Genomic DNA, 25,462 nt, shown 5'->3' with positions numbered 1-25,462 from the left:
CTGCGTCAGTTCTGTCCGGCGTAGATGTCGGCGTTGAGATCGCTGCCGCCCGGCTGGCCATCGGCGCCAAGGGAGAAGATCTCGAACGGCCTGCCGTCGCGGCCCGGGGTCTGGTACTGGTAGGGGTGGCCCCAGGGATCGGTCGGCACCTCCTTCACATAGCCGCCGGAGCGATAGTTCTGCGGCTGGGCAAGGTTGGCGGGCGGGGATTTGAGGGCGTTCAGACCCTCGGCCAGACCGGGATAGCTGGCCATGTCGAGGCGGTACATTTCCATGCCCTGTTCGAGCGTGGCAATGTCGCTGCGCGCCTTGACCACCATCGCCTTGTCCTGGCTGGGCAGGACGTTGATGAGCACCACGGTGGCGAGCAGGCCGATGATGAAGATGACGACCATCAGTTCGACAAGGCTGAAGCCGTTGCGGCGGCGCTCATCAGCGGTCTCGGGGGTCGGCTCGGGCGTAACTTCGGTCATGGTCATCACAGTCCGGTGAGGTTCTGGAGCTGCAGGATCGGCAGCAGGATGGCGAGGATGATGAGCGCGACAGCCGTGCCCATTACCACGATGATCGCGGGTTCGAGCAGGGCCATGGCGGCGGCGGTGAACGCCTCGAACTCGCGCTCGAGATAGTCGGCGGCGCGTTCGAGCATGGTGCCGAGCTGGCCCGCTGCCTCCCCGCTGGCGGCAAGGTAGACCAGCAGCGGCGGGAAGGTGCCCGCCTCGCGCAGGGCGGTGGAGAGCGAGCCGCCAGCGCGGACCTTCTCGCTGATCTGGGCGAGAGATTGCGCCTGCACTGCGTTCGAGACAGTGCGCGTTGACAGGCGCAGGCCATCGACCAGCGGCAGGCGTGCCTCGATCATCGTGGCCAGCGTGCGGGCAAGGCTGGCGGCGTGGACATCACGGATCAGCTTGCCGATGAAGGGCAGGCGCAGCAGCGCGGCATCGAAGCGCAGCTTGAATGCGGGCTGGCGCAAGGCGCGGACGAAGCCGACGACTGCCATCGCGATCAGGGCAAGCAGCGCCCACCACCAAGTGCTGAGAAACTGCGAGATGCCGATGACCACGCGGGTCAGCACCGGCAGCTGGCGGCTGGCGTTGTCGAACTGTTCGACCACGCGGGGGACGACCGAGATCATCAGGCCGGTGACGACCGCTATGGCGACAAACGACAGCACGATGGGGTAGGCCAGCGCGGCGATGATCTTGCCGCGCACCTGCGCCTGCCGCTCCAGCATGTCGGCCAGCCGGTCGGCGATGGCAGGGAGGCTGCCGGAGTTCTCGCCAGCTGCGATCATCGCGCGGTAGATGGGCGGAAAGCTCGGCTCTTCGCGGCGCATGGCCTCGGCCAGCGGCAGGCCCTCGACGATCCCGGCGTGGACGCTTGAAAGGATCGCCTGCGCCTTGGGCTTTTCGGTCTGCCGGGCAATTGTGCGCAAGGTTTCCTCGAGCGGGCTGACGACCATCAGCGAGGAGAGCTGGCGGGTGAACAGGGCGAGCTGCTTGGCCGAAAGCTTCGTGGCGAACAGCCCAAGGCCGGAGGTGCTGGTGGCGGCACGACGGGCGGACGCAGCGGCATCGGCCTGCACGCTGACCACGAACCATTCGCGCGCGACGAGTTTTTCCCGCGCCGACGCTTCACTGGCCGCTTCGATCGCGCCGCGGCGTTCGTCCCCCTTGGGATCGATGGCGTGATAGGCAAAACGCGCCATCAGCCGTCCCGCCGCATGATTCGCGCCGCTTCCTCAGGCGACGTGGTGCCATCCTTGACCATGCGCCGCACGGCCTTGGCCAAGGTTGGCGAATCGGCAAAGGCATGGCGCGCGATGGCCGCTTCGTCGGCATTGTCGTGGATCATCTGGCGGACGGTGTCGTCCACCCGCAGTGCCTCGAACACGCCGACGCGGCCCTGATAGCCGGTCTGGCTGCATTCACCGCAGCCCTTGGCGGAACAGACCGTCCGTCCCGGCTTCATGCCCAGCACCTCGGCCATGCCGGGATCGAGCGCGCGCTCCTCGCGGCAATGTGGGCAGAGGCGGCGGACCAGGCGCTGGGCAATCACCGCGCGCAAGGTGGAGGCGAGCAGAAATGGCTCCACGCCCATGTCGCGCATGCGGGTGACGGCACCGGCGGCATCGTTGGTGTGGACCGTCGACAGCACGAGGTGGCCGGTGAGAGAGGCCTGCACGGCGATGTCGGCAGTTTCACGGTCACGGATTTCACCGACCATGACCACGTCAGGGTCCTGGCGCAGGATCGCGCGCAGACCGGCGGCGAACGTGAGGCCGACCTTGGAATTGACCTGCGTCTGGCCCACGCCATCCACAGCGTATTCCACAGGGTCTTCCACAGTCAGGATATTGCGCTGGCCATCGTTCAGCCCGCGCAGAGCTGCATAGAGCGTGGTCGTCTTGCCCGACCCCGTCGGCCCGGTGACGAGAACGATGCCGTTGGGTTCGGCAAGGGCGCGGCGCAGCGTGTCCTCGGCCCTGGCATCAAGGCCAAGGTGGACGAGATCGAGCCCGGCGTTCTCCTTGTCGAGCAGGCGCATCACCACACGCTCGCCCGCACGGTTGGGCAGGGTGGAGACGCGCACGTCGACCAGCTTGCCGCCAAGGCTGAGCGAGATGCGTCCGTCCTGCGGAACGCGGCGTTCGGCAATGTCGAGCCGCGCCATGACCTTGATGCGGCTGACCAGCACCGGGGCGACATGCGGGGGCATGCGCAGCTTCTCGGTCAGCACACCATCGACGCGCATGCGCACGACGAGCGCGGTTTCATAGGGTTCGATATGGATGTCGGACACGCCCTGGCGCAGGCTTTCGGCGATCAGGCCATTGATCAGGCGGATCGCGGGGGCATCGTCGGCGCTGTCGAGCAGGTCCTCGGCAGTGGGCAGGCCAAGCGCGAGCGGATCGAGCCCGTCACCCGCGATGCCCATGTCGCCCGCCACGGCGGCGGCTGCGCCATCCATGGCGTAGGCATCGGCGAGCAGCTTCTCGAATTCCGGCGGCGATACGCGCCGGACGCGGAGTGGCAAGCCGAAGCTGCCGCGAATCTCGAGCAGGCTGAGCGGGTCCGCGCCATCGCGCAGCGCGACGGTGACATGTTCGGCGTGGACGGCCTCGATCAGTGCGCCGTGATCGCGGGCAAAGGCATAGGGGACCGCTGGCACCGGCGCAGGCGCGACGATGGTCACCGCCTCGACCAGCGGCTCCCCGGTGTCTGCGATGGCGCTCACGCTTTCCATGCTTCAGTTCTGTGCGCTGCTCGGCGGAAGTTCGGTCTGATCAAGCGGTACCGGCGTGGCGCGCGGGCGAATGAGCGTGTCACCCGGAGCGACCACCGCAACTTGCGCAGACGGTGCGGCCGGCAGCGTTGCGCCCATGTAGTCGACGATCAGTTCGTCGATGGTCGGCTCCTGCTTGGCGTTGAAATCGATCTGCGCCTGACGGACCACGCCATAGCGGCGCGCGGCCAGTGCGGCGCGGTCGGCGGCGTTGCGCAGGATCGTCGGGCGGATGAAGACCATGAGGTTGGTCTTGACCCTGCTGCGCCCGCGCGACTTGAACAGTTCGCCCACCACCGGGATGTCGCCAAGCAGCGGCACCTTCTGCAGCGTGCGCTGTTCGTTGTCGTCGAGCAAGCCGCCCAATGCGACGATTTCGCGGTCGCCCACGGTCACGGTCGTCTTGATCTCGCGCTTGTTGATGATCAGCTCGTCCGACTTGCTGGAAACGGTGCCTGCGATCGAGCTGACTTCCTGGCGCAGGTCGAGGCGGACCATGTTCCCGGCGTTGATCTGGGGCGTCACATCAAGCTCGATGCCGACATTCTGGCGCTGCACAGTGCGGAAGGTGTCGCTGAAATTGCCGCTCGACAGCGCCTCGCCCGTCGTGATCGGCACGTCCTGGCCGAACAGGATCGAGGCGGGGACATTGTTGTTGGTGGTGATGTGCGGGGTCGACAGGATGTTCGAGTTCTTGTCGGTCTGCACCGCATTGATCAGCGCGCCGAGGTAGGTGTCCTTCGACAGCTCTGTCAGGAAGCCGGTGTATGCGCCGCTGGCCGAGAGTGCCTTGGTGGCCGCGTTCTGACGCAGCAGGTCTCCCGCCGTGCTGTTGGTCGTGGTGGTGACAGTGGCGCCGTTGACCACGGTGGTCGTCTGGTTGAGGTTGTCGGCCAGCAGCCCGCCCGCGATATCGATGATGTTGGGCGAGGAGTTGGAGAAGTTGGTGACGGCAAAGGGCTTGTCCTTGCCGCCGAACAGCAGCTGGACGCCGAGTTCCTTCGCCACGTTGTTCGAAATCTCGACGATGATCGCTTCGACCAGCACCTGCTCCTGCGGCACGTCGAGCTGGCGGATCACTTCGCCGATGCGGCGCTGGTCATCGGCTGGCGCGGCGATGATGATCGCGTTGGCGCCGGGATAGCGCGTGATCGTGGCCGTGCCGCGTCCATTGGCAAGCTTGATCGGACCATTGCCGAGCCCGCCCGCGGTGGCGCCGATCGGGCTGGTCTGGCTGCCGCCGGTGGCAGCTGCCTGCCCGGTCGAGCCTTGCGTGCCTGCGTTCGACGTCTGGCTGCCGCCGACGCCGCCGAGCGAAACGGGCGCAGCGCTGGCCGAAGCCACTTCGCCACCTCCCTGACCGCCCAGCAGGCGTTCGAGCACCGGCACCAGCGCTGCCGAATCCGCATAGTCCAGCCAGACGACCTTGATCTCGCCCCCGGTCGCAGCTTTCGCGTCAAGCTGGCGGGCCATTGCCGCAAGCTTTGCCAGCGTGGCCGGTTCGCCGCGCATCAGCACGGCGTTCGAGCTGTCCACCGCGACGACCGTGGCCAGCGCGCGGGCACCTTCGCCGCCGGCCGGGACCAGCTGGCTCAATGCCGTGGCGATCTCGCGCGCGCCGGCATGGTCGAGGATCACGGTCTGCGTGGCGGCGTTGTCGCGGTCGATATCGGCCAGCAGCGCGCGGATGCGGCGCATGTTGTCGGCATAATCGACGACCACCAGCGAATTTCCCGCCTTGTTGGCGGTGATCGCGCCTTCCTTGCTGATCAGCGGGCGCAGGGTCTCCACCGCTTGCGCAGCGTCGATGGCGCGCAGGCGGATGACTTCGGTGACCATCTGGCTGAGCGCGGCACCACGGCTGCCGATGCGCGAGGGGTTGCTGGCCGCGCCCTCGGCGGGCTGGATGCGGAACGCGCCATTGCCGGTCGGCACGGCGACGAGACCATTGGCGCGCAGGGTGGAGAGGAACACCTCGAAGTATTCCGAGCGGCTGAGCGGACGGTCGGAAACGACGCTGATCTTGGCCTGCACCCGGCTGTCGACGATGAAGGTGCGGCCTGTCACATCGGCGGCATCGGCGACGAAAGCACGGATGTCCGCTTCGCGCACGTTGAGGGTGTATTGCGCCAGCGCGGCCTGCGGCACGGCAAGGGCGAGCACTGCGGCTCCGAGGAGCATCTTGGGGCTAAGGAGCTTGCGCAAGGTCATGGGGCCAATGTGATAGCAAGAGGAAGCTGGCGATCCCCGCGACGGACGGTGACCGCGACTGAAGTGCCGGCGCGGATGGCACCGGAAAGCGCAGCGGCTTCGGCCGCGCTGGTGATCGGCTTGCCATCGACAGCGGTGATGACATCGCCGGGCTGGAAGCCTGCGGCCCGGAAAGCCGCCCCGTCACCCGACGAGAGGACTTCGACACCGACGACCTTTCCGCTTTCGGCGCGCGGCCCGAAGTTGACCCCGCTGCGCAAGGCGGCAACGCTGACCCCGCCGCCGGGTGCGGCTGCCGCCGGTGCTGCCACCGGGTTTGCCGCGACAACGCCCTGTGCGCTGGGCGCCGGGCCGGACTGGTCGAGATAGAGCAGTTCCTTTGCGCCATTGCGCGCCAGTTCGACGTGATCGAATGCGACTGCCGCCAGCGTGACGCCGGGCTGCACTTCGGCGCCAACGCGATAGACCTGTTGCAGGCCGTCTCCTCCGGCAATGATCGCCGTGCCGCCGCCACCGGGCGTCGCGCGCGTGGCGAACAGGGTCAGCGCGAGCGAGGTTACCGCGCCCGACTGCTCTGCCTGTGCCGAAGCGGCGGGCGTGCGGTTGAACGGATCGACCGTGGCGAACAGTGCTGCGCGGGCCGTGGGCGACATGATGCGAACGCCGCGTGGCGCCCAATCGCCCAGCGGCGAGACCGGGGTTACGATCGCCCAGAACAGCGCTGCGGCAAGCCCCGCGATGAGGCTGGCGAGCATCCACCACAGTATGTCATGCAGGGGCGGCAAGGCGGGTCGCAACCCGGCGATGACCAGCCTCCTTTGCCCGAATCCCACGCCAGCGTTCCCCTTCCGAAGCAGCAGGAATAACCGCAAGGCTGCGATTCACAAATGCTTCCGGTTACTTGGTCCGACAGATGCCAAGCAGTGCAATGCTACGGGAGTGTGACAAAGGCTTGGCAAACTCGCCAGTTTGGAAAAGGCGTCGCTGCTCCGGCGCGCTGCGCTCTCTATTCGGATTCGCGCTCTCGTGCGTTGAGCTTGCTCCACAGGTTTTCCGTGCCTGCCTCGATCGCCTTGTTCACGTATTGCGAGGCGACCAGCCAGCCCTTGAACGGGCGGAGCGTGGCAAGGCAACCGATGGCCAGGATCGGCACGGACGTGAGCACGTGCACCCACCACGGCGGCGCGTAGGCAACTTCAAGCCAGACCGCAAAGAACGTGAGCGGGAAGGCGGTGATGCACAGCGCGAAGAAGGCCGGGCCGTCATCGGCATTGGCGAACTGGTAGTCGAGCCCGCATTCCGGGCAGGTCTTCTGCAGCTTCAGCCAGCCCTCGAACATCGGCCCCTTGCCGCACTTCGGGCACAGTCCCTTCCAGCCACACCGCAGGATCCAGTCAAACTTGGGATTGTCGGTGAAGATGGCCATGAACAAATGCCTGTCGTTGTGCGAACGAGGTCCCCCTTAGGCGGCGTGGACAAATTCCACAACGCCACGGTTGCCCTGTAAAAGGCCTTGGCGAGGCGCGAGGGCGCAGGAAGAGTGGGCCTCTTTCAAGGCCGAGCAACGCTGCCAAGGCCTTTTACAGGGCAACCCCTGCGGGGCTGGACCAAAAACCGCCATTTCGGCGTCGGCTCGTCGCACAATATTCCCGATATTGCGCTTCCTCGCCTCCTTGAACTGGCGGTTTTTGCCTCCAGCCGTGGCGCTGTGGAATTTGTCCACGCCGCCTAGGCCCCCCCGGCGCAAACGCAAAGCACAACCTTGCTATCAGTTTGCCGGGTTGTGCTTGTCGAGGAAGGCTTCCATCTGGCCCAGGAAGCTGAGGCGGTCCTCCTCGCGGCTGAAGTGGTGGTCGCCTTCGGGCTGGATGTAGAATTCGACCGGCTTGCCTGCCTTCTTGAGCTTTTCGACATAGTCCTTCGACTGCGCGAGCGGCACCCTCAGGTCCTTCTTGCCGTGGATCACGAGGATCGGGATGCCGGTCCGCTCGGCATTGTTGATGGGCGACACGGCGCGAAGATCGGGTGCGCGGCTTTTCCAATAGTCGAGGTTGCCCAGGCCGCCGACGAACTGGCTGTCGAACTTGAGGATCGCAGGCAGGTCGGAGACGCCGGCAAAGCTGATGGCGCAACGATAGAGGTCAGGATTTCGTTCTGCCGCGCGCATGGCAACATAGCCGCCATAGGAGCCGCCTGCGATGCAGACGCGCTTGCCATCGGCCAGACCTGTCGTCACCGCCCAGGCGCGGGCATCGTCGACGTCGTCCTGCATCTTGAGGCCCCATTCGCCGTCGCCAGCGGCAGTATAGGCAGCGCCGAAACCGGTCGAGCCGCGATAGTTCGGCTGGAGGACGGCATAGCCGCGGTCGGCGAGGAACTGGGTCCAGAAGTCCCAGTGTTCATAATCGCGGGCGCGCGGGCCACCGTGCGGCAGGACGATCAGCGGCAGGTTCTTCGAGGTTCCGCCCGAAGGAAGGGTAAGAACCGCGTTGAGCTTCATCCCGTCGCGTGCGGTGTAGCTGATGGTCTTGACCGCGGCGAGGGGCTTGTTGCCGATGGCAGGGTTCTCCATCCCCAGCATGGCCAGCTTTCCTGTGCCGAGCGACAGGGTGTAATAGCTCCCCGGCGCCGAAGGACTGCTCTCGCGGATGACGAATGTCTGCTCGTCGGCACTTTGCGAAACGATCTGCACCTGCTTGCCCGCAAAGGCCTGTTCAAGCCCCGCCTGGACCTGCTGCATCTTGGGATCGAACCACACTGTGCGGCGGCGCGTGTCGGTATAGCGGACGCCGCGAATTTGCGTTTCCGTCGGATCGGCGATCAGCGAATCCAGATCATGCTCGGGCGCTTCGTAGAGCATGGCACCGGTCTGCATCGTGGCCAGGTCGAGCATGTAGAGCGCCGTGCGCCCGTTCTTGTCGCTGAAGGCCGCGGCCTTGCCCGGTTCGGCAAGGAACAGCACCGGCACGGGCAGGTCGTTCTTGCCTTCGCCGGTCCTTGCCACCACCCGGAAGCCGTCCTGCGCACGATCGCGATAGAGCAGGCGGTGATCGCGGCCACCATTTTCATCGCCTATGCCGACGCGGACAGCGCCGCTGCCATCGGCATACCAGGACATCACGCCTTCCTTCGGCCAGACGACCTTGTCGAACTTGTTCGTCGCCACGTCGACCAGCGAGACTTCCGGCCAGAAATCGGGGTCGCTTGCATAGACGGACTTCTGCGATGCCAGAAGGATGCGCGTGGAACCGTCGTTGGCCTGCCAGATCACGTCGCCGGCGTGCTGGCCGACTTCCTTCTGCTGGACATAGTGCATCTTCGATCCATCGGCCCGGAACGCCACGATCCGGGTAACGTAGAACCCGGTGTCCAGCGCAACATTGCCGACGTTGGCGATAAGCCAGTCGTTGTTGACCCAGCGATACCAGTTGAGATCGCCCTTGTCGGCATCGATGACGGTGCTTTCGCCTGAACGATCGGTGTTGAAGATGACGATCTTCTGCGCGCCATTCTGCGCGGCCCGCGCAATAATCTGCTTGCCGTTGGGAGAAAGCTCCGGCCCGGCAATTGCAGGCAGTCGGGCAAAATCAGCAATCGGCCGCTCGGCTGCGGCTGGCGAGGAAACACAAAGCGCCGCTGCCAGCGCCAGACCCGAAGCAGTAACGCCGCTCAAATACCCCATGCCCCACCTGTAACAAATCGTGATTGCCGAGGAGTGGTCAGGTCGCTTGCATATTGCAAGTGCGATTTGCCGTTGTGCGGGAAAGACTTGCCCTGCTGCGAATGCATGTCATGATGTTGCAATGATGCGCGCCCTATCCCTGTTTCGCGCCCGTTTTCTTGACGTCCTCGCGTCGATCTACATCTACAACGAACATCGCGGATATACTTCGCTTGACCGTGTGCTGGATGCGGTGCGGGCGCGATGTCCGGATGATGTCGGCTTCATCGCCGCAATCGAGAAGCATCGCGCGGACGAGCGCAAGCACTATGTGATGTTTCGGCGCTGGTTCGAACTGCGCGGGACGATGCCGCTCGCCGTCGATTCCACCTGCGGCCACATCGATCGCTTCATCCACAAGGTGTTCGGTTGCTCGATCGACGAACTGGACACGCAGGGTGTGATCGCCAGTCCCGAGGCGTTCGAGAAGCTGTGCCGGGTCATCATGCTGACTGAACAGCGCGGCATGCGGCAGGTCGAGATCCTGCTCCACAACAGCCACGTGCGCTCGGACAAGGCATTGAAGCGCATCTTCGAGGTGGTCGAAAAGGACGAGCCTGATCACTGGATGCCCTATGCCGCCTGGCTCGATGCGCAGGGGCGGGAAAAGGCGAAATGGCAGGAGCGCTGGGCCGATTACTGGATTCACAAATCGCTGATGCTGGTGAAACTGCCCAGCCTGTTCCTGCGTCGCTCGACGCCGCGGATGGTCGCTTGGCCTGATGCCGGGGAACGTTAGACAGGGCACCGCTCCCGCGCTAATCTTGCAGCGGGGAGAAGTGGATGGACGGGGCAATCGAGGACCGCAGGCCCAGCCTGCTATCGCGGATCGTGCGCAAGGCACTGGTCACGTTCTATCGCATGCGCGGCTGGAAGGCGCACGGCACCCCGCCTGCGGACGGGCGATGCGTGATCATCGCTGCGCCGCACACGTCGAACTGGGATTTTCTCTATTTCATCGGCCTGACCGAAGATCTTGGCCTGAAGCCGCACTTCATGGCCAAGGACAGCCTGTTCCGCTGGCCGCTGGGCGGTTTCATGCGCGACATGGGCGGCGTTTCGATCGACCGGTCGGCGCGCAAGAACGTGGTCGATGCGATGGTTGCCGAATTCGCGCGGCGGGACCGCTTCATGCTGACGATCGCGCCCGAAGGCACGCGCAGCGCAGTCGGCCAGTGGCGCAGCGGGTTCTATCATATCGCGCTGAAGGCCAAGGTGCCGATGGTTGTCGGCATGATGGACTACGGCACCAGGACCGGCGGCCTCGGCCCGGCCATCTGGCCATCTGGCGATTATGAAGCCGACATGCGCAAGATCTTCGAAGTCTACCGCAAGGTCACGCCGAAGCACCCCGGCCGCGGGCTGACCGAACCGCCGGAGAACCTCGATGCCTGATACGCTCGTCCCCGCCCTGCTGATCAATGTCGCGATCCTCGTGATCGGCATGGGCCTGCTGTGGCGGGTGGCAGTACGGATCGGCGATGTCAGCTTCATCGACGCGGTGTGGGGTGGCGGCATGGGCGTGCTGGCGCTGGCCTCTTGGCTGCATGTCGGCGGCGGCCCGGGCGCGCGGGCGAGCCTGATTGCGGCCATGGCGGTGATCTGGGCGGCGCGGCTGGCATGGCACCTCTACACCCGCTGGCGCGGCCATGGCGAAGACCCGCGCTATGCGAAAATGCTGGGCAAGGCCAAGGCGAAGGGAGAGTTCGCTTCGGCCGCGCTGAAGTTCGTCTTCGCCCCGCAGGCGCTGCTGCTGTTCATCACCTGCCTGCCTGCGCAACTCGGCATCCTCGCCAGCGGAGCGCCCGCACCGCTTGGCGCGCTGGCCTTGGCCGGAGCCGCGCTGTGGCTGGTCGGCATCGTGTTCGAGGCGGTGGGCGATGCACAGCTGAACGCCTTCCGCGCCGATCCCGCCAACAAGGGCCGCGTGCTCCAGACCGGACTGTGGCGCTACACCCGCCACCCCAACTACTTCGGCGACGCCTGCGTCTGGTGGGGCATCTGGCTCGCCGCCGCCGACGCCGGACTGTGGGTCGCGCTGGCGAGCGTGATCGGGCCGGTGTTCCTGACGTTCACGCTGACCAAATGGTCGGGCAAGCCGCTGCTCGAAAAGGGCATGGAAGAACGCCGGCCGGGGTATAGGGAGTATGTCGAGCGGACTTCGGGGTTTGTGCCTTGGTGGCCGAAGCGGGGGTGACTGAGTGACCGGCAAGCCACGATGGCTGAAAAGTCTGTTCGAGCGGCGGCTCTTCTGGCTCGCTCTCGGAGCGCTCCTTCCTGCCTTGGCAATGGTGGCGGTCACTGCATACGAGAGACTCGGCAATCGGCGGGGCGAGGTGCTCGTGATCTCGGCAAGCGGCATCAGCGAAGGCATGAAAACAAGGTTGTTCGCGGCGGTGGGTGAGTGCCTTGGCAAGTTTGATGTCGAGTACTCGCCAGACAACTACGAAGTCCATATTCCGGCCCGCGATCTGTCAGCCGACGACTATGAGTGCCTGCTGAGGCGAACTCCGGAAATCGGCGATCTTGTAGAGGAGAAGGACTACTACTTCCCGATTCCTGGCAAAGCCTGGCAAGGTGTATCGTTCGCCATTCGGCACCGCTAACTCACGCCCGCTCCCACAACCCCCTTACCGGCGCAGGCCGGGGTCCGTTGCGGTGAGCTTTGCCCTTCCTGATCGAGGCAGCGCCGAGTTGACAGGTCGTGGGCCCCGGCCTGCGCCGGGGTGACTGGGTGGGTTGGGGGCGGCGCTACTTCACCACCCCAGCCCGCACCTCCTGCGGCACGGCGCGCACCGGCACCGCCTTGATCCAGCTTTCCAGCGCATCGATGTCGGTCGGCCCGGTCACCGTGTCGGGCTTGCCGACAAAGCCTGAGAAGCCATCGCCGCCGAGGCCGAGGAACCCGTTTACTGTCACGCGGTACGTCTTCGCCATGTCGAGCGGCTGGCCGTCCAGCGTGATTGTAACGATGCGATCCCCTGCAGGCCGCGCCGAGTCATAGCGGAACGCGAAGCCCACAGAGGGCGCCAGCGCCTGCTTGGGACCGGTGTCGTCCAGCCCTTCTTCCAGCACCGCCTTGATCTCAGCGCCCGTCATGCTTTCGGTGACCACGTTGTTGCCGAAGGGCTGGCACAGGTAGATGTCGCCGAAAGTCAGCGTGCCGTCCGCCGCCGGGACCAGCGGGGCGCGGATGCCGAAGGGGTTCATGAAGGCGATCTGCGCGCCCTTGTCGCGCGTCGCGCCGAGTTGCGCATCGGCGATGAGGTTGCCCAAGGGGCCGCCCGCGCCACCTTCCGCGCCTTCGTTCTTGGGTGCTGCGCGGTCGATCTTGCCGATCGGGCGCTGGGTATATTCCTTCGATGCCTCGACGTACTTCGCCACATAGGCGGCGATATCGGCGCGCGGCTGGAACTGCGGGAACAGGGGCGTGTTGCCGAGCGGCCCGCGTGTGGAGGTATAGGGCACCGACTGCACAATCACGTTCTCGGCCCGCTTCGAGACTACCCGCCCCGCCACCGGATCGATCTGCAGCGTGATGTCGGTCACCAGTTCGCCATAGACGCCCGCGCTGGTCAGCAGGAACGGCTTGGCCGGGTTGAGCTCGCCATAGTCGCAGACATAGGACCAATGCGTGTGGCCCGAAACGACCACGTCCACGCGCGTGTCCAGCCGGTCGAGGATCGGGCGGATGTCTCCGGCAAAGTCATTGCACCCCTGCGGATCGGGATCGCCCTTTGTCCGCCCACCTTCGTGGATCAGCACGACGATAGCGTCCGCCCCTTGCGCCTTCAGTGCAGGGACAGCGGCGTTGATGGTGTCTGCCTCGTCCTCGAAGGTCAGCCCCTGGATGCCGGTCGGGTTGACCAGATTGGGCGTGCCTTTCAGCGTCAGCCCGATCACGCCAACGGTCACCGCACGCTTGCCTGAGCCGAAGGTCTTGAGGCCCGTCGCCGGGAACAGCGTCGAGCCATCGGCGCGCTTCGTGCTTGCCGCGAGGTACTTGAACGTCGCCCCGGTGAACTTTTCGAGCGCACAAGGCTCCTTCGCGGTGAACTTCTCGCAACCGCCGTTCTGCTTGCGCAACAACTCCTGCTGGCCGTTGTCGAACTCGTGGTTGCCAACCGCGTTGAAGTCCACGCCGATGCGGTTCATCACGCCGATGGCCGGTTCATCGAGATAGAGCGACGACGCCAGCTGCGAGGCAGAGATCATGTCCCCGGCCGAAACCGTCATCGACTGTGGGTGCTTCGCGCGGATCGAATCGATCGCAGACGCCAGCCACGCCGCGCCGCCGGCCGGCACCGGCGTGACGCCGCCATTGCCATCGCTGACATTCACTGCCTGGCGCGGCGGTTCGAGACTGCCGTGAAAGTCGTTGATCCCGACGATGCCGACCTCGACCGGCCCCGAGGCTCCGCCACCGGCCATCGGCGCGGCACAGGCGCCGAGAAGTCCGGACAGGGCCAAGGGCAGGAAAAAACGCGCGGGCTGATGCATCGGGAAAGCGACCTTATCGTAACGGGTGCAACCGGTTGAGGGCGGCCTAGCCCATCGGTGTTGCGCTTTGAAGGCCGTTTATGCGGAGCCCGGCAAAAGAGCCTTCGTATGCGCGCCCATTGTCTAGGCCGCTGCGCCTCCCTACAATGCGCAAGAGGCCCAAGACTCAGGACGCACAGGGAAACATGGCTCAATCCGCAGCAGAGCAAGACGCCATGCGCGCCCGGCTTGTCGAACTGGCGCAAGCCATGGTCGAGGAGCGCGGCGGGGCCGGGCTGAACCTGTCGGAGCTGGCCGCCCGCGCCGGTATCAGCCAGGCCAATCTTTCACGCTACTTCGAGGGTCGCGATGACCTGATGGAGGCGATTGCCGACCACTGGTTCAAGCCGATGGTCGACATCATGGAAGACGTGCTGGCAAGCGACCTGCCCCCCCGCCGGAAGATGTACGAATTCTTCGCCCGCCGCTTCATCGTGATGCGCAAGAAATGGGAGGCCGACCCGGCCAAGCTGCAGACCTATATCGAGGTCGGCAACGAGAACTTCGAACAGATCCGCAGCTACATCGACCTTGCCGATCATTACCTCGGCGAAATCATCGGCGAGGCGATGAGCGACGGGCACTTTGCCGGGCTGGAAGTCGATGAGACGATCAGCCTCGTCAACCAGATGTGCGCGCCCTATTGCGCGCTGAACACCATGACGATGTTCATGGAACGCCTGAACGAGGACAAGCTGGCGCGCATCGTCGATGCCGTGTTCGACGGGCTTTCGGCCCAGGATCGCGGTGCAAAGGCGCTGACAGGCCTCCGCGCCGCCTGAAGCCTTCGGTCATGCGCGGCCGATCAGCGCGCCCGGTCACCCAGAAGGACCTGCCGCATATCGCCATTGTGCCGCACATGCAGGATCAGCAATGTTGCCATCAGCACGATGCCGCCTCCCACGAAGGCAAGCAGGGCGTGGGCGATTGCCATGGCCGACCAGTTGCCGCGCCAGCCGCACCACAGTGCCGACAGGGCAAGCATCGTGGTGAAATCGGCATTGAACTGGCCAGGCCATCCCGCGGCGGCAATGTCAGCAAAGAAGATCGGAAACAGCCCCGCGCCGTGGTTTGCCATGACGACTGCGGTGAAGATCGCCAGCGCCAGCCACGCCACGATGAGATAGGTTCTGAACACCATTGCATGCTCCCCCAGTCGTTGCAGGGGCCATGCTGTAGCTTGGTTCAGGCCCTGCACCAACTGCTGCGCCGGCCCTTCCAGTGTTCGGCCAGGCCTTCGGCTTCCAGAATCGCGCCAAGGCTGCGCCCGTTGCGCGTGACGACCCGCAGCGCGCGGCCATAGCGGTCGGTATCGCGCCCTTGCACTTCAAGGTTGAACGGCCCGGCATTCAGCAGTTCGACCAGCCGGCGTGTCGCCTGCAGGCCAAGCCTGGCTTCCGCAGCGCATGACGGCTGCGAGGTTTCCGGCGTGTTGATATCGGCGATGCGGATCTTGGTGCCCTCCAGCCAGAAGGTATCGCCGTCGACCACGCAAGTGACGCGCGGACCGGGCGAGCAGATCTCGAACCGGTGCAGCCGGGCATCGGCGGGCGCGGCAGGAGAGGGCGATGAAGCGGCGAGCGCCAGTGAGGCGAAGGCAGCGGCGAGAAGCAGGGAGGCGTGGGACATTGTCCGGATCTGGCCCAACCGCCAAGCGTGCGCGTCTCCGTATCTTTCCGATCAGGAAAGGGACTCAGCGTCGGCTCTCAGGTCTTTGGCTCAGGATTTTCTCTCAGTGGTAACCACTGGATAACCGGCCTGTGCCAAGCTCGTTCCATGTTCGGACCGCGCCTCACGACCATTTTTGCCAGCCGCTGGAGGGCGCTGTGGTGGGCGGCTTCGATCCTGTTGCTGACGTGGTCACTGGTGCCTGCGCCCAGCGAGCGCGAGCCGCACGAGCCGGCGAAGTCGACGCACGTCGATCCCTGGGCCAAGGACCCGGAATAGCCGCTATTTGCCGGTGAAGAGGAACGCCACCGCGGCCATGATGCAGACAAATGCGGCGAAGTGCCGCCAGTGCAGCGGCTCTTTCAGAAACACCACCATGAACACGCCGAAGACGATCAGCGCAATCGCCTCTTGCGTGATCTTGAGCTGACCGGCGCTCCACCCGTTGAGCGCGCCGATGCGATTGGCCGGCACGGCTAGGCAGTATTCCAGCAAGGCAATGCCCCAGCTGATCAGGATCACCAGCAACAGCGGGCGCTGCGCCACGGCTGCCGGGCCGCCCTGAATGTGCCAGTACCAGGCAATGGTCATGAACAGGTTGGACAGGACGAGCAGGGCAATCGTGGTCATGGGTCTGGGCGTTTCCATGGAGAGGGTGGCGATCGGCCCGGTGTGCGAAAGTTGTGCGAATCTTAACGCTTCACTGCGTAATCACGCCTGGTCATTCGCCGGAGTTAGCCGATGTCCGATGCCCGATCGACATATCGCTTTGCCGTGCTGCTGCTGGGCGGTAGCGTGCTGGTCGTCGGTGCCCTGATCGCCAACGGCATGAACAGCGGGGCCAATGTGTCCTCGGAGCCCGAGGGCGCCGCAGCCGAAGCTGCCGCAGCGCTCCCCGAACAGTCCGCATTCGAAAAGTGGGCCGCGGAAGGCGATGCCTCCGATGGAAAAGGGCGGCTGATCGGCGAGATCGAACGGGACGGAAAGATGGTCGAACTTCGCCAGCTTCCCGAAGGTGTCTCGGTTGACCAGATGAAGGCCGACCAGGTCAACCCGGACGCGCCTGCCGACGCCATGGAGGCAGGGCAGGACCAACTCGTGCCCTGACCGGGCCATCAGGCTCCGCGTGGAGTGTCGTCGTCTTCGGGGACGCCATCGCCGTAGATTCCGGCTTCATCATCGTCGTTGCGCTCACCGCGATAGGCACTCATGTCGATCTGGCCCGAACTGACCATCTGCTTCATGTGATCGACGAGGTCGGGCATGTCGGCATCGTCGAGACCGGACCCGCCGACCTTGTCGCCCAGATCCTGTTCGCCCAGCACGCTGGTGGCGCGGGCCAGTGCCTCGTCGGCAACGGTCTGCGCCTGCGTATCGCCGTCTTCCTGCTCGGTGTTCACGGCTTCGGGCGCGGGTGTCTTGTCGTCGATCATGGGCGTAGCTCCTTTGCCGGAGACTACGCCCTGATCGTGCAGCCGTTCCTGCGTGTCAGCGGGTCGGGACCGGCACTTCGCCGGAATAGTCGTAGAACCCGCGCCCGCTCTTGCGGCCGAGCCAGCCGGCCTCGACGTACTTCTGCAGCAGCGGGGCCGGGCGGTACTTCGGGTCACCGGTGGAGGCAAGGTAGATCTTCATGATCTCGAGCAGCGTGTCGAGCCCGATGAAATCGGCCAGTTCGAGCGGGCCCATCGGGTGGTTGAGGCCGAGCTTCACGCCCTTGTCGATGTCGACGATCGAACCCGTGCCGCTGCCGAGCACGAAAGCGGCCTCGTTGATGAAGGGCACGAAGATGCGGTTGACGATGAAGCCGGGCTCATCCTGCGAGAGCACGATTTCCTTGCCGATGTTCGCCACGTAATCGCGCACGGCTTCAATCGTCGAAACCGAAGTGGCAAGGCCGGGAATGACCTCGACCAGCTTCATCAGCGGCACCGGATTGAAGAAGTGGATGCCGATGAAGCGTTCCGGATCGGGCGACGACACGGCCATGCGCGTGATCGGGATCGACGAGGTGTTCGATGCCATGATCGCATGGGGAGCAAGATGCTTGCCGGCGGAGTCGAAGATCTTGTGCTTGATGTCCTCGCGCTCGGTCGCCGCTTCGATCACCAGATCGGCTTCGGCAAAGGCAGCATGATCAGAGAAGGTGTGCAGGTTGGCAACCGTAGCGGCGGCAAGCGCGGCATCAACCTTGCCCTTCTCGACCAGCTTGGAAAGGCCCTTGGCGATCTTGTCCTTGGCCTTGTCCGCCAGATCGATCGACACGTCGCCGAGCAGGACCTTCAGCCCCGCCTGCGCCGAAACCTGGGCGATGCCTGAACCCATCTGGCCCGCACCGATCACTGCAACCGTCTTGATCATGTGGATGTCCCGCTCCGAAAAGATGCGGGATGGCGGTTAGCGAGCGCAAACACTTGAGTCCACCTGCTCCTAGCGCGAGGCGCGTTTCGGTTCAGCGCGAGGCGCCGGGCACCCAAAGCGGATCGCTGCCCGCGTTGGTCGCGCGGGCCAGCACGAACAGGTAATCCGAAAGCCGGTTGAGATAGGCCAGTGCCTGCGGGTTCACCGGCTCGGCATCGGCCAGCGCCACTGCGCTGCGCTCCGCCCGGCGCACTGTGGCGCGGGCGATGTGGATGCGCGCCGCAGCCTCGGAACCGCCCGGCAGGATGAAGCTGGTCAGCGGCGGCAGGCCTTCGTTCAAGGTGTCGATAGCCGTCTCCAGCCAAGCGACCTGGCTCTCGACCACGCGCAGGACCATCTCCGAAGGGGTAAAGTCATCGCCGGGGGTGGCAAGATCAGCCCCGAGATCGAACAGGTCATTCTGGATGCGCTGCAGGTTGCGCGCCGAGGTTTCCGACGCGACGACTGCGGCAAGGCCAATCAGGCTGTTGGCCTCGTCCACCTCGCCAATGGCCTGCATGCGGGCATCGTACTTGGCCCGGCGCGAACCATCGACGAGGCCCGTCGTGCCGTCATCGCCGGTGCGCGTGTAGATCTTGTTGAGCTTGACCATGTTGGAAAGAACCGCGCCTCAGCGCGAGAACGCGAGCAGGATCGCAACGGCCAGCACGGCAAGGCCCTGGAACTTGATGCGGTTGAACATCATCTTGTTCTGCAACAACTGGTTCGCCGTCGCCCCGGAAACGGGATCGCGGTTCAGGTCTTCCTTGGTGCTGTTCAGGAAAGCGATGATCCCGCGCACGAGCGAGACGACCGTCAGCGCGACGAAGATGATGATCAGCGGGATCAGGACGTAGTTCATGGGCACTGATCTATGGCGTCGGACAGCGAAATACCAGTGTCAAATAGGGTAGCGCGCACCTCTGCGGCGACTGCGCGCCCGTCTTCGCCCGCTCGCCTGCGGTCGGACAGCGCGGGTGCATCGCGGCGCTTGGCCAGCTTGCGCCCGTCGGCCTCCACCAGCACGGGATGATGATGCCACACCGGCACCGGCAGCCCGAGCAGATGCTGGAGCAGGCGGTGGATGTGCGTGGCGCGAAACAGGTCCATGCCGCGTGTCACATGTGTCACGCCATCGGTGGCATCATCAAGCGTTGCGGCAAGGTGGTAGCTGGCCGGCGCATCCTTGCGCCACAGGATCACGTCGCCGAACATCTCGGGCGTGGCGATCTGCGTGCCGTGACGCTCGTCGGTCCATTCGAGTTCACCCGCCAGCAGTGTCGCCTGCTCCATGTCCAGCCGCCAAGCTACTTGCGGGCCAGGCGTGGGCCCCCGGCGCAGGCAGGTGCCGGGATAGAGCGGACCATCGGGCCCATGGGCCACGGCGGCGGCGGCAACTTCGGCGCGGGTGCAGGTACACGGGTAAAGAATGCCCATCGCGCGCAGCTCGTTGGCAGCGGTGCGATAATCTCCAACTCTCGAGGACTGGGGGGCAACTTCCCGGTAACTCAGCCGCAACCAGTCGAGGTCCTGGCGGAACTCGGCGGCAAGTTCCGGGCGTGAGCGGGCACCGTCGATGTCTTCGATGCGCAAAAGGAACTCACCCCCGTCGCGCATGGCCCGGTCGTGGGCGACGATTGCGGAAAACGCATGCCCTAGATGGAGCGGTCCGTTGGGACTGGGGGCAAAGCGGGTGATTGTCATCCCCGGAGCCTAGCGCGGCGATCGATCTGTCGGAAGAGTGGCACAAGGTGCGCCAGATAAACAAAACGGCTGCCCCGCCGGGGCAGCCGCTTTTGTCGTTTATCGCATTTCCTTGCCTGCTCAAGCGAGCGTGGCAGTCCACATCAGGCTGCTGAGGCCAGCAGCGAGGATGATCGGGAATGCAAAAGCCGTAATGGCGCGCATGGTGTTCCTCCTGTTGAGATCACCTTGCAGGACATCCTCCCAGTTCGTGTTCATCCGGCAGGGTGGGCTGGAAGCATCGGAACTGAGGGTGCAAATACGCCGATATGCGTATGCTGCAAGTGCGAACAGGGCACTTGCAGTTGCATGTAACGCAACTGTCACATTTTTCCGCGCATCTGGACAGAAAAGGCCCTTCACACTATCGGCCACGCATGAGCATCCAGCCTTCAGAATCGATCCTGATCGTCGACTTCGGCAGCCAGGTAACGCAGCTTATCGCCCGTCGCGTGCGCGAGGCCGGGGTCTATTCCGAGATCGCGCCGTTCACGCAGGCCGAGGCCGCGTTCCACCGTATGAAGCCCAAGGGCATCATCCTGTCGGGATCGCCCGCCAGCGTGCCCGCCGATGGCTCTCCGCGCGCGCCGCAAGTGCTGTTCGACTCCGGCCTGCCGATCCTTGGCATCTGCTATGGCCAGCAAGTCATGAGCCACCAGCTGGGCGGCAAGGTGGAACCGGGCGATTCGGGCGAATTCGGCCGCGCGTTCCTGACCGTGACCGAACCCTGCGTGCTGTTCGACGGCCTGTGGAAGGAAGGCGAACGCCACCAGGTGTGGATGAGCCATGGCGACAAGGTCACCCAGTTCGCCCCGGGCTTCCGCATCGTTGCCGTGTCGGACGGCGCGCCGTTTGCCGTCATCGCCAATGACGAGAAGAAGTACTACGGCACCCAGTTCCACCCCGAAGTGGTCCACACCCCCGACGGCGGCAAGCTGATCGCCAACTTCGTGCGCCACGTCTGCGGCTGCACCGGCGACTGGACCATGGCCGAGTTCCGCAAGACCAAGATCGCCGAAATCCGCGAGCAGGTGGGCGACAGCCGCGTGATCTGCGGCCTGTCGGGCGGTGTCGATTCGGCAGTGGCCGCCGTGCTGATCCATGAAGCCATCGGCGACCAGCTGACCTGCGTGTTCGTCGACCACGGGTTGATGCGCATGGGCGAGGCGGAGCAGGTCGTCAGCCTGTTCCGCAACCACTACAACATCCCGCTGGTCCACAAGGACGTCTCGGCCCTGTTCCTCGGCGGTCTTGCTGGAGTGACGGACCCGGAAGCCAAGCGAAAGTTCATCGGCAAGACCTTCATCGACGTGTTCGAGGCTGAGGCCAAGCAGGTCGGCGGCGCCGACTTCCTGGCGCAGGGCACGCTCTACCCGGACGTGATCGAATCGGTCAGCTTCACCGGCGGCCCCTCGGTCACGATCAAGAGCCACCACAACGTCGGCGGCCTGCCCGAGCGCATGAACATGAAGCTGGTCGAGCCGCTTCGCGAGCTGTTCAAGGACGAAGTTCGCGCGCTGGGCCGTGAACTTGGCCTGCCCGAGATCTTCGTGGGCCGTCACCCCTTCCCCGGCCCCGGCCTTGCCATCCGCATCCCGGGCGAAGTGACGCGTGAGCGTTGCGACATTCTGCGCAAGGCCGACGCGATCTACCTCGAGGAAATCCGCAACGCCGGGCTCTATGACGCGATCTGGCAGGCGTTTGCCGTGCTGCTCCCGGTCAAGACCGTGGGCGTGATGGGCGATTTTCGCACCTACGACAGCGTCTGCGCCCTGCGCGCGGTGACAAGCACCGACGGCATGACCGCCGACATCTACCCGTTCGACGCCGGTTTCCTGTCCCGCGTGGCGACCCGCATCGTCAACGAGGTCAAGGGCATCAACCGCGTGGTCTATGACTACACGTCGAAGCCGCCCGGTACGATCGAGTGGGAGTAAGCATCCGCGCAGCCACTGTGGCGGACCGTGAAGCCACGGTCGCGCTGTGGGAGGCTGCCGGACTGACACGCCCCTGGAACGATCCGCGCGGCGATTTCGACCTTGCCCTGGCCACACCGACGTCGACGATCCTGCTGGCTGAAATTGCGGCAGCATTGGGAGGCAGCGTGATGGTCGGCTTCGACGGCCATCGCGGCTGGGTCTATTACCTCGCCACCGCGCCGGGCCGCCGCGGGCAAGGCATCGGTCGCGCACTCATGACTGCGGCCGAAAACTTGCTCAAGGCGCTTGGCAGTCCCAAGATCCAGTTGATGGTACGCGGTGACAACGCTTCGGCACGCGGGTTCTACAATTCGCTCGGCTATGAACTGCAGGACGTCGTAACCATGGGCAAGCGCTTCTAACCCACCTTGACCAACCCCCTTGGCCAAGGCATCCTCTGCCTATGACCATCCACGTCAACATCGGTGAAGCCAAGACCCGCTTGTCAGAGCTTCTTGCCGCTGCGGCACGGGGCGAAGAAGTTGTGGTGAACAAGGCGGGTGTGCCCTTTGCTACCTTGGTGCCCACGCCCGAAGCGCTCGAACTTGCGCGTGAGGCTCGCGCGGCGAAACGGCTTGCGGCCTTTGGCTGCCTCGCCGACAAGTACAAGGGCCAGCCCGCGTCTGCCTTCGACATTCCGCCGCCGATGACAGGCCCGGAGTTTGACGAACGCACCAAGCGCAAGTTCGGCTGAGCCGACGCGTGAAGCTGCTGATAGACACGCACATCCTTGTGTGGATGGTGCTGGGTGACCAGCGCCTGACTGCAGAGCAGCACAATGCGCTGGCAAACCCGGACAACGACATCGTCCTGAGCGCGGTCAACGCCTACGAACTGGCGCACCTGCAGCATCTGCGGCGCATTCCTCTGGACGAGCCGGTCGACCAATTGCAGGAGCTGGTGGGCTTCGAACTTGCAGACCTGCCCGCGTCTGCCTGGACGAAGGTCAAGGACCTGCCCGACCTGCACCGCGATCCGCTTGATCGCTTGCTGGTTGCCCATGCGCTGGTGTCAGGCATGACGCTCGTCTCCGCAGATCGGTGCATCCGCCAGTACCCGGTCGTGGTGATCTGAGCCAGCCACCGCCACCCTTCCCGCAAATGCCCCATTAACCGCTTACGCATCCCGCATCCCCGCGATAAGGGTGGGGCATGATGCTTCCCCGGATTGCCAACCAGCGCGCCATCATCGACCGTCGGCAGCTTGCCGATGCCATCGCGGCGGCGTTCGCCGAGAAGGGCGAGAAATCGCGGCAGGTGGTGGTGGACCTGTTGCGCACCGCGCTGGAAGACGGCCGCGCCGAGATTGCGCGCCGGCTGGAAGCCAAGCCCTCGTCAGGCACCGAGAGCGCGCAGGCGCAGGCCTTCCTTGTCGATCAACTGGTCCGCATCATCTACGACCATGTCGTCGGGCGCATCTATCGCGCGAGCAATCGCTCGATGGGCGAGCGTATCGCGGTGATCGCGGTGGGCGGCTACGGGCGCGGCGAGATGGCGCCGCATTCGGACGTCGACATCGCGTTCGTTACCCCGATCAAGCCGACATCGTGGTGCGAGCAGGTGATCGAGGCGCTGCTCTATTTCCTGTGGGACCTTGGCCTCAAGGTCGGCCATTCCAGCCGTTCGCTTGATGAAGTCGTGCGCATGGCCAAGAGCGACCTGACCATCCGCACCGCGCTGCTCGAAGGGCGCTATGTCTGGGGCGATCGCGACCTGTTCGACAGTGCTTCGGCCCGGTTCTGGGCGGAAGTCGTCAACGGCACCGAAAAGCAGTTCGTCGCCGAGAAACTGCAGGAGCGGAACGACCGCCACAAGCGGCTGGGCGACAGCCGCTACGTCGTCGAACCCAATGTGAAGGAGGGCAAGGGCGGCCTGCGCGATCTGCACACGCTCTACTGGATCGGCAAGTACATCCACAAGGTGCGCGACCCTTCCGAACTGGTCGATGTCGGCCTGCTGACCGCGGAGGAATACCGCGCCTTCCGCCGCGCCGAGAACTTCTTCTGGGCGGTGCGATGCCATCTGCACACCATCACCAGGCGTGCGGAAGACCGGCTGACCTTCGACCTGCAGCGCGAAGTCGCCATGCGCATGAATTTCGCCGACCGTCCCGGCAAGAGCGCGGTCGAGCGGTTCATGCAGTACTTCTTCCTCCAGGCAAAGCAGGTCGGCTCGCTTACGGGCGTGTTCCTTGCGCAGCTTGACGGGCAGTTTGCCAAGGAGAAGCGCGGCTTCCTCGCGGCCTTGCGCGGGCGGCGGAAAAAGAAGGTCGGGCCGTTCGTGATCGATGCGGGCAAGCTCGCCGCGCCATCGGACACCACCTTTCAGGACGACCCTGTCCGCCTGCTCGAACTGTTCTCGTGCGCGGCGGCCGAACAGGTCGAGATCCACCCCGAGACGATGCGCATTGCCCGGCGCGATTCAGGGCTGATCGACGCTGCCCTGCGCAAGGACCCTCGTGCCAATGCGCTGTTCATGGACACGCTGACCAGCCGCAACGATCCCGAGACCGTGCTGCGCTGGATGAACGAGGCCGGCGTGTTCGGCCGCTTCGTGCCCGATTTCGGCCGCGTCGTCGCGCAGATGCAGTTCGACATGTATCACCACTACACGGTGGACGAACATACCATCCGCGCGATCGGCCTGCTGGCGCGCATCGAGAAGGGCGAGGTCAAGGACGATCACCCGCTGGCCAGCGAAGTGGTCAGCAAGGTTGCCTCGCGCCGCGTGCTCTATGTCGCAACGCTGCTGCACGATATCGCCAAGGGCCGGCAGGGTGACCATTCGGTACTCGGCGCGGAAGTGGCGATGAAGCTGTGCCCGCGTCTGGGCCTGTCCGCTGCCGAGACCGAGGCCGTGGCGTGGCTGGTGCGCTGGCACCTGTTGATGAGCGCCACCGCCTTCAAGCGCGACCTTGCCGACTACAAGACCATCGCCGATTTCGTGAACACGGTGCAGAGCCAGGAGCGCTTGCGCCTGCTGCTGATCCTGACCGTGGTCGACATTCGCGCGGTGGGTCCGGGCGTGTGGAATTCGTGGAAGCGGCAGCTGCTGGGCGATCTGTTCGTCTCGGCCGAGGAAATGCTGCGCCTTGGCCACAAGACCCATGGCCGGGCCGAGCGCATTGCCGCCAAGAAGAAGGCCGTCGCCACGATCCTGCGCGAGCGCGACGCGCTGATCGGCACGGTCGGCAAGCAATTGGGCGATGCCTACTGGATTGCCGAGCCCGAGGACATCATCGCGCTCAACCTCCAGCAGATGGACACCGCGCTGGGCGAGCCGCTTTCGGTCGAGGCGCACTGGTATCCGGCACGCGGGGCGACACTGGTCACCGTGCTGGCGGCGGACCACCCCGGCCTGTTCTATCGCATCGCTGGGGGCATCCATCTTGCCGGCGGCAACATCATCGACGCGCGCATCCACACCGCCCGCAACGGCACGGCGGTCGACAACTTCCTGGTGCAGGACCCGCTCGGCCGTCCGCTCAACGAGGCAAGCCAGATCGCGCGCCTCAAGAACGCGATTGCCGATGCCCTGGCCAACCGGGTGAAGCTGGTGCCGCAGCTGGCGGCTCGCCCGCTGGCCCGCCCGCGTGCCGATGCGTTCGACGTGCGCCCGATCGTCATCTTCGACAACAAGGCCTCGAACCGCTTCACCGTGATCGAGGTGGGCGCGCGCGATCGTCCGGCGCTGCTCAACCAGTTGGCGCGTGCGCTGTTCGAGGCGCGGCTGGTGGTCCATTCGGCGCACATCGCCACCTATGGCGAGCGCGCTGTGGACACGTTCTACGTGACCGACGTGCTGGGCGAGAAGATCGACAGCGAGAGCCGGATGAAGACCGTCGAGAAGCGCCTGCTCGAAGCGGCGGAGGACCGGAAGGTCAAGGCGGCGGCGTGAGGATCTGAGGCGATGACCGC

The 25,462-nt window shown here is 65.0% G+C and carries 29 protein-coding genes; 12 read left to right on the top strand and 17 right to left on the bottom strand.

The window, feature by feature from the left end; translation table 11 throughout:
• Positions 1-5 precede the first annotated feature (5 nt).
• From gspG to ACZ1JY_RS09760, 7 genes are all read right to left on the bottom strand, one after another.
• A complete protein-coding gene (gene gspG / locus ACZ1JY_RS09790) occupies positions 6-479 on the bottom strand; it encodes a type II secretion system major pseudopilin GspG (protein ID WP_370073204.1) in 474 nt (157 codons plus the stop codon).
• Positions 479-1,708 (bottom strand): type II secretion system inner membrane protein GspF, encoded by a 1,230-nt coding sequence (gspF, locus tag ACZ1JY_RS09785; protein WP_465129153.1) that lies wholly within the window; start codon positions 1,706-1,708, stop codon positions 479-481. The genes gspG and gspF overlap by 1 nt, the downstream gene beginning before the upstream one ends.
• Positions 1,708-3,246, bottom strand: a complete 1,539-nt coding sequence (gene gspE, locus ACZ1JY_RS09780; protein ID WP_465129152.1) for a type II secretion system ATPase GspE — start codon at positions 3,244-3,246, stop codon at positions 1,708-1,710. The genes gspF and gspE overlap by 1 nt, the downstream gene beginning before the upstream one ends.
• A 3-nt stretch (positions 3,247-3,249) precedes the next feature.
• On the bottom strand, positions 3,250-5,496 hold the full coding sequence (gspD, locus tag ACZ1JY_RS09775) for a type II secretion system secretin GspD (protein ID WP_465129151.1): 2,247 nt from the start codon (positions 5,494-5,496) through the stop codon (positions 3,250-3,252).
• Complete coding sequence (locus ACZ1JY_RS09770; protein WP_162895934.1) at positions 5,493-6,329, bottom strand: type II secretion system protein N; 837 nt, start codon at positions 6,327-6,329, stop codon at positions 5,493-5,495. Before ACZ1JY_RS09770 ends, gspD begins: the two co-directional genes overlap by 4 nt.
• Positions 6,330-6,502: 173 nt before the next feature.
• Complete coding sequence (locus ACZ1JY_RS09765) at positions 6,503-6,922, bottom strand: DUF983 domain-containing protein (RefSeq protein WP_118072925.1); 420 nt, start codon at positions 6,920-6,922, stop codon at positions 6,503-6,505.
• 342 nt (positions 6,923-7,264) lie between these two features.
• Positions 7,265-9,169, bottom strand: a complete 1,905-nt coding sequence (locus ACZ1JY_RS09760) for an alpha/beta hydrolase family protein (RefSeq protein ID WP_168905245.1) — start codon at positions 9,167-9,169, stop codon at positions 7,265-7,267.
• Positions 9,170-9,302: 133 nt separating this feature from the next.
• On the opposite strand from ACZ1JY_RS09760, the gene ACZ1JY_RS09755 reads away from it, so the two are divergent.
• From ACZ1JY_RS09755 to ACZ1JY_RS09740, 4 genes are read left to right on the top strand one after another with little or no spacing between them, the layout of a single operon-like run.
• The gene (locus tag ACZ1JY_RS09755; protein ID WP_465129150.1) at positions 9,303-9,956 is read left to right on the top strand and encodes a ferritin-like domain-containing protein; all 654 of its coding nucleotides are present in this window, start codon (positions 9,303-9,305) and stop codon (positions 9,954-9,956) included.
• Between the two features lie 44 nt (positions 9,957-10,000).
• A complete protein-coding gene (locus ACZ1JY_RS09750; RefSeq protein WP_465129149.1) occupies positions 10,001-10,612 on the top strand; it encodes a lysophospholipid acyltransferase family protein in 612 nt (203 codons plus the stop codon).
• Complete coding sequence (locus ACZ1JY_RS09745) at positions 10,605-11,414, top strand: DUF1295 domain-containing protein (protein ID WP_465129148.1); 810 nt, start codon at positions 10,605-10,607, stop codon at positions 11,412-11,414. The genes ACZ1JY_RS09750 and ACZ1JY_RS09745 overlap by 8 nt, the downstream gene beginning before the upstream one ends.
• A gap of 4 nt (positions 11,415-11,418) precedes the next feature.
• Positions 11,419-11,823, top strand: a complete 405-nt coding sequence (locus tag ACZ1JY_RS09740) for a hypothetical protein (RefSeq protein WP_465129147.1) — start codon at positions 11,419-11,421, stop codon at positions 11,821-11,823.
• A gap of 145 nt (positions 11,824-11,968) precedes the next feature.
• On the opposite strand, the gene ACZ1JY_RS09735 is transcribed toward ACZ1JY_RS09740, so the two are convergent.
• Positions 11,969-13,717 (bottom strand): bifunctional metallophosphatase/5'-nucleotidase, encoded by a 1,749-nt coding sequence (locus tag ACZ1JY_RS09735; protein WP_465129146.1) that lies wholly within the window; start codon positions 13,715-13,717, stop codon positions 11,969-11,971.
• Between the two features lie 185 nt (positions 13,718-13,902).
• On the opposite strand from ACZ1JY_RS09735, the gene ACZ1JY_RS09730 reads away from it, so the two are divergent.
• Positions 13,903-14,538 carry a TetR/AcrR family transcriptional regulator gene (locus ACZ1JY_RS09730; RefSeq protein WP_465129145.1) on the top strand — a complete coding sequence of 212 codons (636 nt, stop codon included), beginning with the start codon at positions 13,903-13,905 and terminating at the stop codon, positions 14,536-14,538.
• Between the two features lie 23 nt (positions 14,539-14,561).
• On the opposite strand, the gene ACZ1JY_RS09725 is transcribed toward ACZ1JY_RS09730, so the two are convergent.
• Together ACZ1JY_RS09725 and ACZ1JY_RS09720 are read right to left on the bottom strand one after the other, a co-directional pair.
• Positions 14,562-14,897, bottom strand: coding sequence for a hypothetical protein (locus ACZ1JY_RS09725; protein WP_465129144.1), 336 nt, complete (start codon positions 14,895-14,897; stop codon positions 14,562-14,564).
• A gap of 44 nt (positions 14,898-14,941) precedes the next feature.
• Entirely contained in the window at positions 14,942-15,385 is a 444-nt protein-coding gene (locus tag ACZ1JY_RS09720) for a thermonuclease family protein (RefSeq protein ID WP_168905254.1), read from the bottom strand.
• Positions 15,386-15,532: 147 nt separating this feature from the next.
• On the opposite strand from ACZ1JY_RS09720, the gene ACZ1JY_RS09715 reads away from it, so the two are divergent.
• On the top strand, positions 15,533-15,703 hold the full coding sequence (locus ACZ1JY_RS09715) for a hypothetical protein (RefSeq protein WP_465129143.1): 171 nt from the start codon (positions 15,533-15,535) through the stop codon (positions 15,701-15,703).
• 3 nt (positions 15,704-15,706) lie between these two features.
• On the opposite strand, the gene ACZ1JY_RS09710 is transcribed toward ACZ1JY_RS09715, so the two are convergent.
• On the bottom strand, positions 15,707-16,054 hold the full coding sequence (locus ACZ1JY_RS09710) for a DMT family protein (RefSeq protein ID WP_118074624.1): 348 nt from the start codon (positions 16,052-16,054) through the stop codon (positions 15,707-15,709).
• 111 nt (positions 16,055-16,165) lie between these two features.
• Here ACZ1JY_RS09710 and ACZ1JY_RS09705 point away from each other — a divergent pair, with 111 nt between their 5' ends.
• Complete coding sequence (locus ACZ1JY_RS09705) at positions 16,166-16,531, top strand: hypothetical protein (RefSeq protein ID WP_118072934.1); 366 nt, start codon at positions 16,166-16,168, stop codon at positions 16,529-16,531.
• Positions 16,532-16,539: 8 nt separating this feature from the next.
• Here the strand turns inward: ACZ1JY_RS09705 and ACZ1JY_RS09700 are convergent, their stop codons facing one another.
• From ACZ1JY_RS09700 to ACZ1JY_RS09675, 6 genes are all read right to left on the bottom strand, one after another.
• Positions 16,540-16,857, bottom strand: a complete 318-nt coding sequence (locus ACZ1JY_RS09700) for a hypothetical protein (protein ID WP_118072935.1) — start codon at positions 16,855-16,857, stop codon at positions 16,540-16,542.
• A gap of 55 nt (positions 16,858-16,912) precedes the next feature.
• Positions 16,913-17,782, bottom strand: a complete 870-nt coding sequence (locus ACZ1JY_RS09695) for a 3-hydroxyacyl-CoA dehydrogenase NAD-binding domain-containing protein (protein WP_465130893.1) — start codon at positions 17,780-17,782, stop codon at positions 16,913-16,915.
• Positions 17,783-17,876: 94 nt separating this feature from the next.
• The gene (locus ACZ1JY_RS09690) at positions 17,877-18,437 is read right to left on the bottom strand and encodes a cob(I)yrinic acid a,c-diamide adenosyltransferase (protein WP_465129142.1); all 561 of its coding nucleotides are present in this window, start codon (positions 18,435-18,437) and stop codon (positions 17,877-17,879) included.
• Between the two features lie 18 nt (positions 18,438-18,455).
• Complete coding sequence (locus tag ACZ1JY_RS09685; RefSeq protein ID WP_118072937.1) at positions 18,456-18,686, bottom strand: HIG1 domain-containing protein; 231 nt, start codon at positions 18,684-18,686, stop codon at positions 18,456-18,458.
• Entirely contained in the window at positions 18,683-19,528 is an 846-nt protein-coding gene (gene gluQRS / locus ACZ1JY_RS09680; RefSeq protein WP_168905257.1) for a tRNA glutamyl-Q(34) synthetase GluQRS, read from the bottom strand. The genes ACZ1JY_RS09685 and gluQRS overlap by 4 nt, the downstream gene beginning before the upstream one ends.
• A 120-nt stretch (positions 19,529-19,648) precedes the next feature.
• Positions 19,649-19,786 carry a hypothetical protein gene (locus ACZ1JY_RS09675; RefSeq protein WP_156135743.1) on the bottom strand — a complete coding sequence of 46 codons (138 nt, stop codon included), beginning with the start codon at positions 19,784-19,786 and terminating at the stop codon, positions 19,649-19,651.
• 158 nt (positions 19,787-19,944) lie between these two features.
• Here ACZ1JY_RS09675 and guaA point away from each other — a divergent pair, with 158 nt between their 5' ends.
• The 5 genes from guaA to ACZ1JY_RS09650 all read left to right on the top strand — a co-directional run bounded on the left by guaA (position 19,945) and on the right by ACZ1JY_RS09650 (position 25,442).
• A complete protein-coding gene (gene guaA, locus ACZ1JY_RS09670; protein WP_465129141.1) occupies positions 19,945-21,504 on the top strand; it encodes a glutamine-hydrolyzing GMP synthase in 1,560 nt (519 codons plus the stop codon).
• Positions 21,495-21,908: a GNAT family acetyltransferase gene (locus ACZ1JY_RS09665; RefSeq protein WP_465129140.1), complete on the top strand. Its 414-nt coding sequence runs from the start codon at positions 21,495-21,497 to the stop codon at positions 21,906-21,908. The genes guaA and ACZ1JY_RS09665 overlap by 10 nt, the downstream gene beginning before the upstream one ends.
• A 41-nt stretch (positions 21,909-21,949) precedes the next feature.
• Positions 21,950-22,240, top strand: coding sequence for a type II toxin-antitoxin system Phd/YefM family antitoxin (locus ACZ1JY_RS09660; protein WP_465129139.1), 291 nt, complete (start codon positions 21,950-21,952; stop codon positions 22,238-22,240).
• An 8-nt stretch (positions 22,241-22,248) separates the two neighbouring features.
• Positions 22,249-22,620 carry a type II toxin-antitoxin system VapC family toxin gene (locus tag ACZ1JY_RS09655; RefSeq protein WP_465129138.1) on the top strand — a complete coding sequence of 124 codons (372 nt, stop codon included), beginning with the start codon at positions 22,249-22,251 and terminating at the stop codon, positions 22,618-22,620.
• Between the two features lie 77 nt (positions 22,621-22,697).
• On the top strand, positions 22,698-25,442 hold the full coding sequence (locus ACZ1JY_RS09650) for a [protein-PII] uridylyltransferase (protein ID WP_465129137.1): 2,745 nt from the start codon (positions 22,698-22,700) through the stop codon (positions 25,440-25,442).
• The last annotated feature ends 20 nt before the right edge of the window (positions 25,443-25,462 follow it).

It is taken from the genome of Novosphingobium sp. BL-A-41-Hi4B-X5A, from assembly GCF_055521705.1.
The sequence above is the reverse complement of the archived record's forward strand: the minus strand, read 5'-3'. Positions and strand labels throughout refer to the sequence as shown.

What these genes read in the sequence shown, in the direction of transcription:
- gspG (WP_370073204.1), bottom strand. Translation starts at nt 479, where the DNA reads ATGACCATGACCGAAGTTACGCCCGAGCCGACCCCCGAGACCGCTGAT.
- gspF (WP_465129153.1), bottom strand. Translation starts at nt 1,708, where the DNA reads ATGGCGCGTTTTGCCTATCACGCCATCGATCCCAAGGGGGACGAACGC.
- gspE (WP_465129152.1), bottom strand. Translation starts at nt 3,246, where the DNA reads ATGGAAAGCGTGAGCGCCATCGCAGACACCGGGGAGCCGCTGGTCGAG.
- gspD (WP_465129151.1), bottom strand. Translation starts at nt 5,496, where the DNA reads ATGACCTTGCGCAAGCTCCTTAGCCCCAAGATGCTCCTCGGAGCCGCA.
- ACZ1JY_RS09765 (WP_118072925.1), bottom strand. Translation starts at nt 6,922, where the DNA reads ATGGCCATCTTCACCGACAATCCCAAGTTTGACTGGATCCTGCGGTGT.
- ACZ1JY_RS09755 (WP_465129150.1), top strand. Translation starts at nt 9,303, where the DNA reads ATGCGCGCCCTATCCCTGTTTCGCGCCCGTTTTCTTGACGTCCTCGCG.
- ACZ1JY_RS09750 (WP_465129149.1), top strand. Translation starts at nt 10,001, where the DNA reads ATGGACGGGGCAATCGAGGACCGCAGGCCCAGCCTGCTATCGCGGATC.
- ACZ1JY_RS09745 (WP_465129148.1), top strand. Translation starts at nt 10,605, where the DNA reads ATGCCTGATACGCTCGTCCCCGCCCTGCTGATCAATGTCGCGATCCTC.
- ACZ1JY_RS09735 (WP_465129146.1), bottom strand. Translation starts at nt 13,717, where the DNA reads ATGCATCAGCCCGCGCGTTTTTTCCTGCCCTTGGCCCTGTCCGGACTT.
- ACZ1JY_RS09730 (WP_465129145.1), top strand. Translation starts at nt 13,903, where the DNA reads ATGGCTCAATCCGCAGCAGAGCAAGACGCCATGCGCGCCCGGCTTGTC.
- ACZ1JY_RS09725 (WP_465129144.1), bottom strand. Translation starts at nt 14,897, where the DNA reads ATGGTGTTCAGAACCTATCTCATCGTGGCGTGGCTGGCGCTGGCGATC.
- ACZ1JY_RS09720 (WP_168905254.1), bottom strand. Translation starts at nt 15,385, where the DNA reads ATGTCCCACGCCTCCCTGCTTCTCGCCGCTGCCTTCGCCTCACTGGCG.
- ACZ1JY_RS09715 (WP_465129143.1), top strand. Translation starts at nt 15,533, where the DNA reads ATGTTCGGACCGCGCCTCACGACCATTTTTGCCAGCCGCTGGAGGGCG.
- ACZ1JY_RS09710 (WP_118074624.1), bottom strand. Translation starts at nt 16,054, where the DNA reads ATGACCACGATTGCCCTGCTCGTCCTGTCCAACCTGTTCATGACCATT.
- ACZ1JY_RS09705 (WP_118072934.1), top strand. Translation starts at nt 16,166, where the DNA reads ATGTCCGATGCCCGATCGACATATCGCTTTGCCGTGCTGCTGCTGGGC.
- ACZ1JY_RS09700 (WP_118072935.1), bottom strand. Translation starts at nt 16,857, where the DNA reads ATGATCGACGACAAGACACCCGCGCCCGAAGCCGTGAACACCGAGCAG.
- ACZ1JY_RS09690 (WP_465129142.1), bottom strand. Translation starts at nt 18,437, where the DNA reads ATGGTCAAGCTCAACAAGATCTACACGCGCACCGGCGATGACGGCACG.
- ACZ1JY_RS09685 (WP_118072937.1), bottom strand. Translation starts at nt 18,686, where the DNA reads ATGAACTACGTCCTGATCCCGCTGATCATCATCTTCGTCGCGCTGACG.
- gluQRS (WP_168905257.1), bottom strand. Translation starts at nt 19,528, where the DNA reads ATGACAATCACCCGCTTTGCCCCCAGTCCCAACGGACCGCTCCATCTA.
- ACZ1JY_RS09675 (WP_156135743.1), bottom strand. Translation starts at nt 19,786, where the DNA reads ATGAACACGAACTGGGAGGATGTCCTGCAAGGTGATCTCAACAGGAGG.
- guaA (WP_465129141.1), top strand. Translation starts at nt 19,945, where the DNA reads ATGAGCATCCAGCCTTCAGAATCGATCCTGATCGTCGACTTCGGCAGC.
- ACZ1JY_RS09660 (WP_465129139.1), top strand. Translation starts at nt 21,950, where the DNA reads ATGACCATCCACGTCAACATCGGTGAAGCCAAGACCCGCTTGTCAGAG.
- ACZ1JY_RS09650 (WP_465129137.1), top strand. Translation starts at nt 22,698, where the DNA reads ATGATGCTTCCCCGGATTGCCAACCAGCGCGCCATCATCGACCGTCGG.